Origin of the sequence: Pseudomonas sp. NyZ480, assembly GCF_029537255.1 — a bacterium.
GTDB classification, from domain to species: Bacteria; Pseudomonadota; Gammaproteobacteria; order Pseudomonadales; family Pseudomonadaceae; genus Aquipseudomonas; species Aquipseudomonas taiwanensis.
The window spans coordinates 3,775,517-3,788,710 of sequence record NZ_CP120626.1 but is presented as its reverse complement, the minus strand read 5'-3'; the positions used below and the strand labels follow the sequence as shown (position 1 = coordinate 3,788,710).

Below are 13,194 nucleotides of genomic sequence, written 5' to 3'. Positions count from 1 at the left end.
TTTCGGTGGCGCCGCCTGGCGGTTGCGCCACCTAATGGAGTGTTTATGGCAGTCAAGGTCCTGGTGGTGGATGATTCCGGTTTCTTCCGCCGCCGCGTTTCGGAAATCCTTTCGGCGGACCCGACGATCCAGGTCGTCGGTACCGCGACCAACGGCAGGGAAGCGATCGACCAGGCACTGGCGCTCAAACCCGATGTCATCACCATGGACTATGAAATGCCCATGATGGATGGCATCACCGCGGTACGGCACATCATGCAGCGTTGCCCGACGCCGGTGTTGATGTTCTCCTCGCTGACCCACGAAGGCGCCCGGGTTACCCTCGACGCGCTGGATGCTGGCGCGGTGGATTACCTGCCGAAGAATTTCGAAGACATTTCCCGCAATCCGGAAAAGGTCAAGCAACTGCTCTGCGAGAAGGTCCATACCATCTCGCGCAGCAACCGCCGCCTTGGCAGCTACGCAAGTCAGGTGCCGGTCACCGCGCCAGCCCCAGCAGCCATTGGCCACGCGCCAACCAGCAGTCTTGCCAGCCCCACGCCGGCACGTCCCGCTGCGCCAGTCCGTCCAGCCGCGACGGCACCCGCAGCTGCCCATTCGCCAGCCCCCAAGCGCAAGCCCTACAAGCTGGTCGCCATCGGCACCTCCACCGGTGGACCGGTCGCGCTGCAGCGGGTGTTGACCCAGCTACCGGCCAGCTTCCCGGCACCGATCGTGCTGATCCAGCACATGCCGGCCGCCTTCACCAAGGCGTTCGCCGAACGTCTGGACAAGCTGTGCAAGATCAGCGTCAAAGAGGCCGAGGACGGCGACATGCTGCGCCCAGGCCTGGCTCTGCTGGCCCCAGGCGGCAAGCAGATGATGATCGACGGACGTGGCACGGTGAAGATCCTGCCGGGCGACGAGCGTCTGAACTACAAGCCCTGCGTGGACATCACCTTCGGTTCGGCGGCCAAGTCCTATGGCGACAAGGTGCTCTCCGTGGTGCTCACCGGCATGGGTGCCGACGGTCGCGAAGGGGCGCGCCTGCTCAAGCAGGGCGGCAGCACGGTGTGGGCCCAGGATGAAGCCAGCTGCGTGATCTATGGCATGCCAATGGCCATCGTCAAGGCCAATCTGGCTGATGCGGTGTACAGCCTGGATGAGATCGGCAAGCACTTGGTCGAGGCCTGCGTCTGATGGATGTTCTAAGCCTGATCGGCCTGATCCTGGCCTTCGTCGCCATTGTCGGCGGCAACTTCCTCGAAGGTGGCCATGTTGGTGCCCTGCTCAACGGCCCGGCGGCGCTGATCGTGTTGGGCGGCACCCTGGCGGCGGCGTTGCTGCAGTCGCCATTGTCGGCATTCAAGCGGGCGCTGCAGATCCTGCGCTGGATTTTCTTCCCGCCTCGGGTCGACCTGCCTGGCGGTATCGACCGTGTGGTGAACTGGAGCCTGACCGCGCGCAAGGAGGGCCTGCTGGGCCTGGAAGGCGTGGCTGATGCCGAGCCGGACCCTTATGCCCGCAAAGGGTTGCAGCTGTTGGTGGATGGCGCCGAGCCCGAGTCGATCCGCAGCATCCTGGAGGTGGACTTCCTGACCCAGGAAAGCCGCGATATCCAGGCCGCCAAGGTCTACGAAAGCATGGGTGGCTATGCGCCGACCATCGGTATCATCGGTGCGGTGATGGGCCTGATCCATGTAATGGGCAACTTGGCCGACCCGTCGCAGCTGGGCAATGGCATCGCGGTCGCGTTCGTCGCGACGATCTACGGTGTGGCCAGCGCCAACCTGATCCTGTTGCCGATCGCCAACAAGCTCAAGTCCATCGTCATGCGTCAGTCGCGCTATCGCGAGATGCTGCTCGAAGGCTTGCTGTCGATTGCCGAAGGTGAAAACCCACGCTCCATCGAGCTGAAGCTGCAAGGCTTCATGGAGTAACCCATGCGTCGCCGTCGTCATACCGAGGAACACGAGAATCACGAACGCTGGTTGGTGTCATACGCCGACTTCATCACCTTGCTGTTCGCTTTCTTCGTGGTCATGTATTCGATTTCCTCGATCAACGAGGGCAAGTACAAGGTCATCTCGCAAGCGTTGCTGGGGGTGTTCAACGACCCTGAGCGGAGCATGAAGCCGATCCCCATCGGCGACGAGCAACCGCTGAGCGTCAAGCCTGCCGAACCGCTGATCAAAGACAGCGAGCAGACCGATGCGGGCCTCGCGCAGACCAACAGCGACCCGCTCAAGACCATCAGCGACGATGTGCGTGATGCCTTTGGCGACTTGATCAAGTCCGACCAGATGACGGTGCGCGGCAACGAACTGTGGGTGGAGATCGAGCTGAACTCCTCGCTGCTGTTCGGCAGTGGCGATGCCATGCCCAGCGACAAGGCCTTCGACATCATCGAGAAGGTGGGGCGCATCCTCAAACCGTTCGCCAACCCGGTGCATGTCGAGGGCTTCACCGACAACCAGCCGATCCGTACCGCGCAATACCCGACCAACTGGGAACTGTCGTCGGCCCGGGCGGCCAGCATCGTCCGGCTGTTGGCCATGGAAGGCGTCAATCCCGCACGCATGGCCTCGGTAGGCTATGGCGAGTATCAGCCTGTGGCCACCAACGACACCGCCGAGGGGCGTGCGCGTAATCGTCGGGTGGTATTGGTGATTTCCCGCAACCTTGAAGTGCGTCGCAGCCTGACCGGTTCAGGCAGCGCCAACGCCACGCCGGACGCTGCATTGCGCCGCGCTGGCACACAAAGTGCACCGGCAACACCAGTAACGGCGGCGGGGCAGTGAATCGTCAATTCTCTGTCACCGCTAGCCCTGTAGGAGCCGGCGAGCCGGCTTCCACGGGGTTTCTGCGGCATCAATGAGTCTAGAGTTGTCCTATGAGAGTCTGGGCAGTAGCCAATCAAAAAGGTGGCGTCGGCAAGACCACCAGCACCATTGCCCTGGCCGGCCTTCTGGCCGAGGCGGGCAAGCGCGTGGTCGTGGTCGACCTCGACCCGCACGGCTCGATGACCAGTTACTTCGGGCACAACCCCGATGCGCTGGAGCACAGCTGCTACGACCTGTTCTTGCACAAGGGCACGGTGCCTGAGGGGCTGCCGGGGCAATTGCTGCTGCCGACCAGCGACGAGCGTATTTCGCTGCTGCCATCGAGCACCGCGCTGGCGGTGCTGGAGCGCCAGTCGCCGGGGCAGAGTGGCCTGGGCCTGGTCATCGCCAAGAGTCTGGCGCAGCTGTGGCAGGATTTCGACTTTGCCTTGATCGACAGCCCGCCCTTGCTCGGCGTGCTGATGGTCAACGCCCTGGCCGCGAGCCAGCAACTGGTCGTTCCAGTGCAGACCGAATTTTTGGCCGTCAAGGGCCTGGAGCGGATGATCGGTACCTTGGCGATGGTCAACCGCTCACGTAAGCAAGCCTTGCCCTATCAGATCGTGCCGACCCTGTTCGACCGTCGTACCCAAGCTTCGCTGGGTACCCTCAAACTGCTGCGCGATACCTACGGGGAGCATGTCTGGCAAGGCTATATCCCGGTCGATACGCGCCTGCGCGATGCCAGCCGCAATGGCGTCACGCCTTCGCAGTTCGATGGCAAGAGCCGCGGCGTTATCGCCTACCGGGCACTGCTCAAGCACTTGCTGACCTACAAATCCGCATTGCAGGTGGCCTGATGACGCAACATGCCCAGCCAGTCAGCACCCGGCCACAACTGGCCCTGCAATCCTATCTTGATGGCCTGCTGCAGGAAGCCACCGAGGTAGAAGACATTCACGAAGCGCCGGCCGCCAAGGTGGCCGACGCGCAGCCCAGCGACGAATTCGCCGCTGCCGTACGCGAGGAGCAGGCCCGGGATGCGCGGCAGCAGCCGGCACCAGCAGCGCTAGCCAGCGTCGCCCCCAGGCCATTCGCCGAGCCGAAGGCCAAGGTCTTGCCAACGGTTTTGCCGGTCGAGGCGCCGGTTGTCACCGTGGTCGAGACCGAAGTGGTGGCCGAAGCCAGCGTTCCGGTCCTGACCGAGTCGGCCGTCGAGCCGGTGGCACCGTTGGTCGATGTGCATCTGCCAGCGCCGAACCTGCCCGTACCACCTGCCACCCTCGACGGAAGACCCGCCTGGGCGGCCGAGCCGTTCGAGTGCTTGCTGTTCGACGTGGCCGGCTTGACCTTGGCGGTACCCCTTGTCTGCCTAGGCTCGATCTACAGCCTGGCCGGTCAGGAGTTGACGCCGTTGTTCGGCCAGCCGGACTGGTTCCTCGGGATCCTCAGCTGCCAGGCGGGCAACCTCAAGGTGCTGGATACCGCACGCTGGGTGATGCCTGATCGCTACCGCGATGATTTCCGTCAGGGCCTGCAGTACGTGATTTCCGTCCAGGGCTACGAATGGGGGTTGGCCGTGCACCAGGTCAGCCGTTCCCTGCGTCTGGACCCGGCCGAAATCAAGTGGCGCAGCCAACGTGGCCAGCGCCCCTGGCTGGCTGGCACGGTGATCGAACACATGTGTGCTTTGCTCGACGTCGCCGAACTGGCTGAGTTGATCGCCAGCGGCGCCGTGAAGCAGATGCACGCTAAACATAAATGACAGAACACACCGCCGTTGGCGGATTTCGAGGGGTAGGGGAATGAAAAAGTCGTCCGCACAGGGTTCTGAAGATCCGATTCTGCAGTGGGTAACCTTCCGTCTGGATAACGAGTCCTACGGCATCAACGTCATGCAGGTGCAGGAAGTCCTGCGCTACACCGAGATCGCCCCGGTGCCAGGTGCCCCGAGCTACGTACTGGGTATCATCAACCTGCGCGGCAACGTGGTGACGGTGATCGACACCCGTCAGCGCTTCGGCCTGATGCCTACCGAGGTCACCGACAACACCCGTATCGTGATCATCGAGGCCGACAAGCAGGTGGTCGGCATTCTTGTCGATAGCGTTGCCGAAGTGGTCTACCTGCGCCAGTCTGAAATCGAAACCGCGCCAAACGTCGGTAACGAAGAGTCGGCCAAGTTCATCCAGGGCGTATGCAACAAGAACGGCGAACTGCTGATTCTGGTCGAGCTGGACAAGATGATGACCGAGGAAGAGTGGTCCGAGCTGGAGAACATCTGAGTTGATTTTCGAGGTTGCTGTCATCTTCCTGGCGCTGCTCTGGGCGTTGAGCCTGTGGTTCTTCCTCAACTACAGCAAGCGTCAGCGTGAACTGGCTGCCCAGCAGGCCCAGGGCGATGCACTGCGCGACCAGCGCATCAAGGACCTGGCCAAGCGCCTGGACGATTACCAGAACGTCACCGTGCGCATGGGCGAAGCGATCCACGAAATCCGTGCGGCCGTGGCGACCCTGCCTGACCGGCTGGAGCGGCTGGAGCAGCGTGATCCCAGCAACGTCACCTTCACCCAGGCCGCCAAGCTGGTGGGCATGGGGGCGAGCGTTGCCGAGTTGACCGAGACCTGTGGGCTGACCCAGGCCGAGGCGGAGCTGATGAGCAAGCTGCACCGCACCGAGTGATACAGGGAGGCGACCGAGAGGTCGCCTTCTTCGTTCAGTGGCTGATCCAGGATTGCGCGCTGCCAACCCGCGCGAACCGCCCAAGGGGCGTCAGCGCGCGCTCGGCGGTGCTCCAGCGTTGAACGTCGACATAGGCACGGCCGTTGATGACCGGCAGTTTCATCAGCCTTTCGATCTGCCGCAGTCGGTAGAGGTCTGGCAGCAAGCGGTCGATCACATCGTTCATCATTGCCGGCCCGGTCAGTTGGCTCAGGCGTCGCGTGTAGGCGTGGAATGCCTCCGGGTCCTGGGCGCGGTCGGGCCTGACGCGGTAGAAGTCAGGATGGCGTTGGTAGCGGGCATGCATCTCCTCGGAAATGGCCAGCAGCGTCGGATTGCCAGGGTGGCTTCCGATCATGCTGGTGTTGTATTGAATTTCCATGTCGAGCAGGTTGTTGCTCAGGGGAGGGTGCAGCAACAGCCCATCATCGGTAGTGGCTAGCACGACATCGTCCAGGGTTTGCGCGGTGCATGCGTCGGTGCCTATGCATCCGGAATGCTGCCCACCCGCCTCGAGCAGCTCATCGTCGACATCCATGTAAAGACCACCCTCCTGATACAGCATGGGATAGCGCAGCACGTCCGAGGCTGAGCTGTAGTTGGTGGCGACGCCGCCATTGCCCTCCAGTGCAGCTCGATACTGCGGGTAATGCTTGCTGGTGCTGAACGTCTGAAAGAACGGCTGCTCCTCGAGCGGTTCCACCCGCAAGCCAGGGGCGTTCTCGGTCAGCTGGCGGAAGTTTTGTTCATAGACCTGGGGATGGGCGTTGGAAAGGAACAAGCGGTACTGGTACTGAGTGCTATTCAAGCGCCTGGCGTTTCTGGCGAGGTTTTCCACCAGGTTCGGGGCGATCACCTTGTCGCCGACCCACAGCGACGAAATCTTCTTTGGAATCGGGCGTGCGCCAATTGGTGTGTCGGGGATGTGCAGCGGCAACTGCAAGTCTACGCCAAGTCTGCGCAGCGTGGCCATGCGCATGTCGTCGGTCACATGGCGTGGGCCAGGCATGACCCGACGCACCAACGGATCACCTGGGCGGGCTTCATACACAGTCGGCTCGACACTGTTCAGTTCGCTTTTTTCGACGAACACATCGAACTCGATATCGTAGACAAGGTCGAGCTCTACCAGGTAGCCATCGACGGCATAGCTGCCAGTGATGACTTGTGTCTTGGTCGCCCAGTCCACCGAACGACCGACCGGAAAGACCTCTGCTGCAGGCAATTGCTCTGCACGCGCTGGTCCAGCCTCGAAGAACGGCGCCACGTCCAGTTCCGGCAGGTGCGGCGGATCCATGGGGCTAAGTGGGTATCCCCACTGCTCGTTGACTCGCACCGGTCTGACGAAATCGCCCGATTTGAAACTGAACAGCTTACCGCCCTGGGATGCTGCATGCGCTACTGCGGGCGCGGCGTTCAATAGCCCCCAGGCCACACTGCCGACACCGGCTTGCTTGGCCCGAAGGGATCTGCCGTTGATAGCCCGATCCAGACCCAGGGCAATCTGTGCGATGCCCCCTACGGCCAGCAAGGGTGCCAGCCCTGGCACCACGAAAGTGAGGGGGGCCACGAAGTTGAGGGTGGCGTTCAGGTAACTGGCCCATTTGGACTTGGTCACCTCAGCGTTGCTGGTGATCATGAAATCGGCATCGTCATAAGTGCGTTGACGCTGGCGCTCGGCCAGCGCCTGGAACAGGTCGCCGGTGATCCTCGGGTTGTACTTGCCTGGTCGGTAGTTGACGTAGGTGCGCGGCGGCCAGCGACCGTCATCGTTGAAGTAACCATGTTCCGGGGGAAGCCTGTGGTTGAGCGGGTAGACCCCCAGCCCTTCCAGGGCGGTGTCCAGGCCGCTGAAGTCGATACCTTGAGGGCCATCGGCCAAGCGAAAGTGTCGTTTCAGGGCCTGGCGGCTGGCGGCATTCCTGCACTGCTGGCCCACCCAGTCCTTGAGCAGCTCTTCACTGGCGAACTCCAGCAGAGGCGAGCTGTTGCCGGGTGCATAGAGCAGGGTCAGGTCGGAGCTGGCGTCGTTGAGGTACAGCAGGTCGGTGGCGGCATAGCCATAGATGTTCAAGGTGCTCAGGCGCAAGCCCTTGCCACGGGGAATCAGGCCTGCGGCGCGCCAGGCGAGCTTGCGTGCTGCATCGCTGAGGCTGCCTTCAGCAATCTGCTTGTTGCAGGCGGCGATGAAATTGAGTTTGCAGCACAGGCGGTAGCCTGGCAGATGGTCCCGCCAGTACGCATCCAGCAATGCCGTGTAGCGACTGTGGAAATCCAGCGCCTCGATGTGACGTTGCAGTGCTTCGGCACGCACGTCGAGCAGTGTCGAGTGGTCGTAACGGGCGGGTGTGGTGCGCCTGAACAGGCCGTTGAACACCTGGTACCACGCGCCGTTATCGGTCAAGGGTTGCGCTGGTAACCGATCGACGATAGTAATCGGGCCATCGCCAGGAAGCTTGCCGGCCCACGGCTGGTTGAACAGCCCACCGAAAAAATCGTTGTTGGTCTCGCCTTGCCAGTTCATCAGCACGGCCTGAGTGAGGCTTATGCATTGCACGACAACGGCCTGGTAACTGGCGACGCCATCTGGATGGACATGCAGCGTTACCACATCGACCTGATCAGGGTCGAGGTCCACACCTTGTGCCGATAGCCAGTCGCCAATCGCGCGGCTGGCCTCGCGATCGGGTCGAGGAACAGTGGCCAGATGGTCGCGTACGAACTGGACGCCGGCAGTGTTGATCCGAGAGCTGGGCATGTCGATCTCCGTGGCTGTGAAAAGCCATAGCATCGACCGACTCAGCGCCAGCGCAACGGTAGATAATGCTTGCCCGACAACTCAGTGGCCTGGAGCAGGCAGGCCCGGCAGCACTTCGGTCACGTCACGCTCGCCCGGAGGAGAATCGTCGAAACCATAGGGCACCTTGCCGCGCAGCTGCCAGGCAAAGGCGATGATCTCAGCGATCGTCAGGTACAGTGCCTCGGGAATCTGCTCGCCCAACTCCAGGCGTGCCAGCAGGCGCACCAGTTCGGCGTTCTCGTAGATCGGTACTTCGTGTTCGCGGGCCAGGGCGAGAATGGCCTCGGCCAGTTCGTCTTCGCCCTTGGCGCTGAGGGTAGGGGCGTTTTGGCCGTCATAGCTCAGGGCGATAGCCTGGCGTGGTTGCGGGTAGCTCATGCGGTTTCGTCCACCCAACGTTGTTCGACGCGGGTACGTGGCCCGTGCGGTGGAATGCCCGGGTGGCACTCCAGGTCGCCGACATCCACGCCACGCGCCAGAAGGCGCGCGCGCAGCTCACCCAGTTGACTGTCGATCAGCTGGGCGGTCCGCTCACGTTCTGCCCACAATTGCCCGCAAAGCCGGCCCCGGCTCAGTTGGGCCTGAACCTGCAAGGGTCCCAATGGGGCAAGGTCGAAGGCCAGCTCGATACGCCACAAGGCTTCACCCAGGGGCTGCGGCTCGCGCTGGCGGTCGGCTTGCTGCTGCGGGGTTTCCTCGCGTTGCAGCTTCACCTGCAAAGGAATGAACTCCTGGCCGTGACGAACCGGGATTTCAGTCTGCCAGGTGGTCTGCAGGTTGCCATTTTCCAGGTTGCCGGTTTGTTGCAGGCTGCTCAGTGCATGGCTCTGCACTCGCGAGATGGCGGCTGCGGCCAGGCGTAGCAGCTGTTGCAGGTCGCTTTCGTCCTCCATCGCCTGCATCAGCCGAGAAGGCAGCGGAAAGGCCCCAGGTGGCGGTTTTGGCGTGACACGCTCAAGCATGCCCAGGGCACCACGGGCGACGGCGGGCATGACCTGGGCCAGTGTCGAGGCGCTGGTCGAAGGCGCGATGGGCGCTTGCGCGGAGGCTTGCGCCACCAGCCTGACCAGTTGCGCCTTGAGGTCCGTGGCCACGCCGGCGGGCTGCCCGCTTAGCAGTTTCGCTTCAAGAAAGGCGCCGCTGTTGCCCAGCGCCTGGGCGATGGCTTTCACATCCCCGAGCTGACGCACTTCAGGCAAGTTGGCCAGCACGCGCTCGGCGATGGCGCGTACCTCGCCATTGCTGCCAGGGTCGCGGGTGATCTGCTGCAAGGCGTTGAGCAGGCCTGGCAACGAGGCCTGGCGGCTTTGCTGGGTGACGAGTTGCTGGGCAATGCTCAGTTGATCCTGACGACCGCTCAGGGGTACGAACTTCAGCGACTGGTCACCCTGCACCAGCGCGCTCAGCAGGCTGCCCACCGGTAGCGGGCGAGGGCTGTCGATGGTCAGGGTGGCCCCGGCCTGGGCACTGTTGAGCAGGCTCACCAGCGAGCGGAAGTTGGCCGTCTGACCCGGAGCCTGTGGCAAGGGCTGATTGGTCAGCACCTTGCCTTGCAGCAGAGTACCGACCGGGACCTTGCTGGTGTCCAGGCGGGTGAGGGTGGCGATATTGCTGGCACCGGCCTGCTGCACCATCACCGCCAGGCGATTGCTCTCTGGCTGGCTCACGGTGATCTGGCTGCCCTGGGGCAGTGGCTGGCTGGCGCTGGCCTGCACCTGGGTCTGGTTGCCGTTGGCCTGAAGAATGCGCAGCACCAGTTGGAAGTCCTGGCCCACCTGGCGCAACGAAACCACCTCGGCCTGCGCGGTCTCGCCTGGCTTGAGCAACCCCGGCTGGGCTTGCAGCAGGCTCAGCAGTTCGCCGGTCATGGCCGCTTTGATCGCTTGCGGGTTGATCGCGGTTTGTGTGCCGAGACTATTGATTTCAGTCATGATTGTATACAACCTGTCGAACCCGCCCTCTTGGCAGCGAGGCGCCGCATGTAATAATGCCGCTCGTCCGCCACTGCCAGTATAACGGCAGCGAGGCGGGCGACTTGAGACTCCGGGGTCAGGTTCGGTGTCGTCTCCATCGCGGGTTCACCCGTGAAGAAGACGACACCGAACAGGATCCCGAAACTGGATAAGGCGAACCTGTGACCCTTCACCTCCAAGCCGTGGGCCTTGCCTGCGAGCGCGACCTGCGCCTGCTGTTCGAGCACCTGCATTTCGAACTGCGGCCTGGCGACATGCTGCAGATCAGCGGCCCCAACGGCAGCGGTAAGACCAGCCTGCTGCGCCTGCTGGCCGGACTGATGCAGCCTACTGCCGGGCAGATTCTGCTGGGTGGCAAGCCATTGGCCGAGCAGCGCCATGCCTTGGCCAGCATTCTGTTGTGGATTGGTCACGCCGCTGGTATCAAGGACCTGCTGACCGCCGAGGAAAACCTCACCTGGTTGTGCGCCTTGCACCGACCGGCCAGCGAGGAGGCCATCTCGAATGCACTGGAGGCCGTCGGCCTGCGCGGTTTCGAAGACGTGCCCTGCCATACCCTGTCCGCAGGGCAGCAGCGGCGTGTGGCCCTGGCCCGGTTGTACCTCGACAGCCCAGCGCTGTGGATTCTCGACGAACCCTTCACGGCTTTGGACAAGCAGGGCGTGGCGCAACTGGAGGCGCACCTTGCGGCCCATTGCGAGCAGGGCGGTACAGTGGTGCTCACCACTCACCACACCCTGGAGCGCAAACCCTCCGGCTACCGAGAACTGAACCTGGGGCAATGGGCGGCATGAGTGTATTCATCCTGTTGTTGCGCCGAGAAGCGCGTCTGCTGTTTCGCCGCCCGGCCGAGCTGGCCAACCCGCTGGTGTTCTTCGCCATCGTCGTGGCGCTGTTTCCGCTGGCGGTAGGCCCTGAAAGTCAATTGTTGCAAACCTTGTCGCCAGGTCTGGTCTGGGTCGCGGCGCTGCTGGCGGTGTTGCTGTCGCTCGATGGCCTGTTCCGCAGCGATTTCGAGGATGGCTCGCTGGAGCAATGGGTGTTGTCGCCGCATCCCCTGGCCATGCTGGTGCTGGCCAAGGTACTGGCGCACTGGATCTTTTCTGGGTTGGCGCTGGTATTGTTGGCGCCACTGCTGGCGTTGATGCTGGGCCTGCCGAGCCACTGCCTGCCGGTGCTGCTGGGTTCTCTGCTGCTGGGTACTCCCGTGCTGAGCCTGCTGGGCGCGGTGGGGGCTGCCTTGACCGTCGGGCTCAAGCGAGGTGGTTTGCTGCTGGCGTTGCTGATTCTTCCGTTGTATATCCCAGTATTGATCCTGGGCAGTGGTGCGTTGCAAGCGGCGTTGCAGAATATGCCGGCAACCGGCCATCTGCTCTGGCTTGCCAGCCTGACTGCCCTGGCAGTGACATTGGCACCCTTTGCGATCGCCGCCGGCCTCAAGATCAGCGTCGGCGAATAACGAGTCCCGGGCTTTCAAGCCCGGCAAATACCCTGGATGTACCCTGATGAAAATAAGCTGGACGTGGTTCCACAAGCTGGGCTCCCCAAAATGGTTCTATGCCATCAGCGGTCGAATGCTGCCGTGGCTGACCGTCTCCGCCATCTTGCTGCTGGTCACCGGCGTGATCTGGGGATTGGCCTTCGCCCCGCAGGATTACCAGCAAGGCAACAGCTTCCGCATCATCTATATCCATGTACCGGCGGCCATGCTGGCGCAGTCCTGCTACGTGCTGTTGGCAGTGGCCGGGGTAGTGGGGCTGGTGTGGAAGATGAAGCTGGCCGATGTCGCGCTGCAGTGCGCAGCCCCCATTGGCGCCTGGATGACCGCCGTGGCGCTGGTTACTGGGGCCATCTGGGGCAAGCCGACCTGGGGTAGCTGGTGGGTGTGGGATGCGCGGCTGACGTCGATGCTCATCCTGCTGTTCCTGTACTTCGGCATCATCGCCCTCGGCCAGGCGATCAGTAACCGAGACAGCGCGGCCAAGGCGTGCGCGGTGCTGGCCATTGTCGGAGTGGTGAACATCCCGATCATCAAGTACTCGGTGGAGTGGTGGAACACCCTGCACCAGGGCGCCACCTTCACCCTGACGGAAAAACCGGCGATGCCCGCCGAGATGTGGTTGCCCCTGTTGCTCACGGCGCTGGGCTTCTACTGCTTCTTCGGTGCCGTGCTGCTGCTGCGCATGCGCCTGGAAGTGCTCAAGCGCGAGGCGCGGGCTAGTTGGGTACGTGAAGAAGTCCTGAACAGCCTGGGTCGGAGGGTGGCGTGATGAGCTTTGCTTCATTCGGCGACTTCCTCGCCATGGGTCATCATGCCCTGTACGTCTGGTCGGCATACGGCATCTGCATGGCGGTGCTGGCGGTCAATGTCGCCATGCCCTTGCTGGCCCGTCGCCGCTACCTGCAAGAAGAGGCGCGCCGTCTGCGCCGGGAGAACAACCAGTGAATCCGCAGCGCAAGAAACGCCTGTTGCTTATCCTCGGCCTGCTGGCCGGTGTCGGCGTTGCCGTCGGCTTTGCCTTGAGCGCCCTGCAGCAGAACATCAACCTGTTCTATACACCGACCCAGATCGCCAACGGCGAAGCACCGCTGGACACACGCATCCGTGCCGGTGGCATGGTGGAAAAAGGCTCGGTGCAGCGTTCGTCCGACTCGCTGGACGTACGTTTCGTGGTCACCGATTTCAACAAGTCGGTGCCGATCACCTACCGCGGCATCCTGCCTGACCTGTTCCGCGAAGGGCAGGGCATCGTTGCCCTGGGCAAGCTCAATGCCGACGGTGTGGTGGTGGCCGACGAGGTGTTGGCCAAGCACGATGAGAAATACATGCCGCCGGAAGTCACCAAGGCACTGAAGGAAAGCGGCCAGGCCGCCACTGGTGCGGAGTCCAAGCCATGAA

Annotated in this window: 15 protein-coding genes; 12 read left to right on the top strand and 3 right to left on the bottom strand. The window is 62.8% G+C overall.

What is annotated here, in order from left to right; translation table 11 throughout:
• Positions 1 to 45 precede the first annotated feature (45 nt).
• From P3R38_RS17340 to P3R38_RS17310, 7 genes are all read left to right on the top strand, one after another.
• Positions 46 to 1,179 carry a chemotaxis response regulator protein-glutamate methylesterase gene (locus P3R38_RS17340; RefSeq protein WP_023381506.1) on the top strand — a complete coding sequence of 378 codons (1,134 nt, stop codon included), beginning with the start codon at positions 46 to 48 and terminating at the stop codon, positions 1,177 to 1,179.
• Positions 1,179 to 1,919 (top strand): flagellar motor protein, encoded by a 741-nt coding sequence (locus P3R38_RS17335; protein WP_023381505.1) that lies wholly within the window; start codon positions 1,179 to 1,181, stop codon positions 1,917 to 1,919. The genes P3R38_RS17340 and P3R38_RS17335 overlap by 1 nt, the downstream gene beginning before the upstream one ends.
• A 3-nt stretch (positions 1,920 to 1,922) precedes the next feature.
• Positions 1,923 to 2,780, top strand: coding sequence for a flagellar motor protein MotD (gene motD / locus P3R38_RS17330; protein ID WP_023381504.1), 858 nt, complete (start codon positions 1,923 to 1,925; stop codon positions 2,778 to 2,780).
• 92 nt (positions 2,781 to 2,872) lie between these two features.
• A complete protein-coding gene (locus P3R38_RS17325; RefSeq protein WP_023381503.1) occupies positions 2,873 to 3,661 on the top strand; it encodes a ParA family protein in 789 nt (262 codons plus the stop codon).
• Positions 3,661 to 4,566 (top strand): CheW domain-containing protein, encoded by a 906-nt coding sequence (locus tag P3R38_RS17320; RefSeq protein ID WP_023381502.1) that lies wholly within the window; start codon positions 3,661 to 3,663, stop codon positions 4,564 to 4,566. The genes P3R38_RS17325 and P3R38_RS17320 overlap by 1 nt, the downstream gene beginning before the upstream one ends.
• Before the next feature lie 40 nt (positions 4,567 to 4,606).
• The gene (locus tag P3R38_RS17315; protein ID WP_003254393.1) at positions 4,607 to 5,086 is read left to right on the top strand and encodes a chemotaxis protein CheW; all 480 of its coding nucleotides are present in this window, start codon (positions 4,607 to 4,609) and stop codon (positions 5,084 to 5,086) included.
• 1 nt (position 5,087) lies between these two features.
• Entirely contained in the window at positions 5,088 to 5,483 is a 396-nt protein-coding gene (locus tag P3R38_RS17310) for a DUF2802 domain-containing protein (protein WP_027908246.1), read from the top strand.
• A 34-nt stretch (positions 5,484 to 5,517) separates the two neighbouring features.
• Here the strand turns inward: P3R38_RS17310 and P3R38_RS17305 are convergent, their stop codons facing one another.
• The 3 genes from P3R38_RS17305 to P3R38_RS17295 form a co-directional block, all read right to left on the bottom strand.
• Complete coding sequence (locus P3R38_RS17305) at positions 5,518 to 8,280, bottom strand: DUF6543 domain-containing protein (protein ID WP_104883419.1); 2,763 nt, start codon at positions 8,278 to 8,280, stop codon at positions 5,518 to 5,520.
• A gap of 81 nt (positions 8,281 to 8,361) precedes the next feature.
• Positions 8,362 to 8,700, bottom strand: a complete 339-nt coding sequence (locus P3R38_RS17300; protein ID WP_023381499.1) for an EscU/YscU/HrcU family type III secretion system export apparatus switch protein — start codon at positions 8,698 to 8,700, stop codon at positions 8,362 to 8,364.
• Positions 8,697 to 10,253 (bottom strand): flagellar hook-length control protein FliK, encoded by a 1,557-nt coding sequence (locus P3R38_RS17295; RefSeq protein WP_104881409.1) that lies wholly within the window; start codon positions 10,251 to 10,253, stop codon positions 8,697 to 8,699. The genes P3R38_RS17300 and P3R38_RS17295 overlap by 4 nt, the downstream gene beginning before the upstream one ends.
• Before the next feature lie 203 nt (positions 10,254 to 10,456).
• Here P3R38_RS17295 and ccmA point away from each other — a divergent pair, with 203 nt between their 5' ends.
• From ccmA to ccmE, 5 genes are read left to right on the top strand one after another with little or no spacing between them, the layout of a single operon-like run.
• Complete coding sequence (gene ccmA / locus P3R38_RS17290; RefSeq protein ID WP_277686462.1) at positions 10,457 to 11,089, top strand: cytochrome c biogenesis heme-transporting ATPase CcmA; 633 nt, start codon at positions 10,457 to 10,459, stop codon at positions 11,087 to 11,089.
• Entirely contained in the window at positions 11,086 to 11,754 is a 669-nt protein-coding gene (ccmB, locus tag P3R38_RS17285) for a heme exporter protein CcmB (protein ID WP_008096270.1), read from the top strand. Before ccmA ends, ccmB begins: the two co-directional genes overlap by 4 nt.
• Before the next feature lie 46 nt (positions 11,755 to 11,800).
• Positions 11,801 to 12,565 (top strand): heme ABC transporter permease, encoded by a 765-nt coding sequence (locus tag P3R38_RS17280; RefSeq protein ID WP_023381495.1) that lies wholly within the window; start codon positions 11,801 to 11,803, stop codon positions 12,563 to 12,565.
• Positions 12,565 to 12,741: a heme exporter protein CcmD gene (ccmD, locus tag P3R38_RS17275; protein ID WP_023381494.1), complete on the top strand. Its 177-nt coding sequence runs from the start codon at positions 12,565 to 12,567 to the stop codon at positions 12,739 to 12,741. The genes P3R38_RS17280 and ccmD overlap by 1 nt, the downstream gene beginning before the upstream one ends.
• On the top strand, positions 12,738 to 13,193 hold the full coding sequence (gene ccmE, locus P3R38_RS17270; RefSeq protein ID WP_023381493.1) for a cytochrome c maturation protein CcmE: 456 nt from the start codon (positions 12,738 to 12,740) through the stop codon (positions 13,191 to 13,193). The genes ccmD and ccmE overlap by 4 nt, the downstream gene beginning before the upstream one ends.
• Position 13,194: the final 1 nt, after the last annotated feature.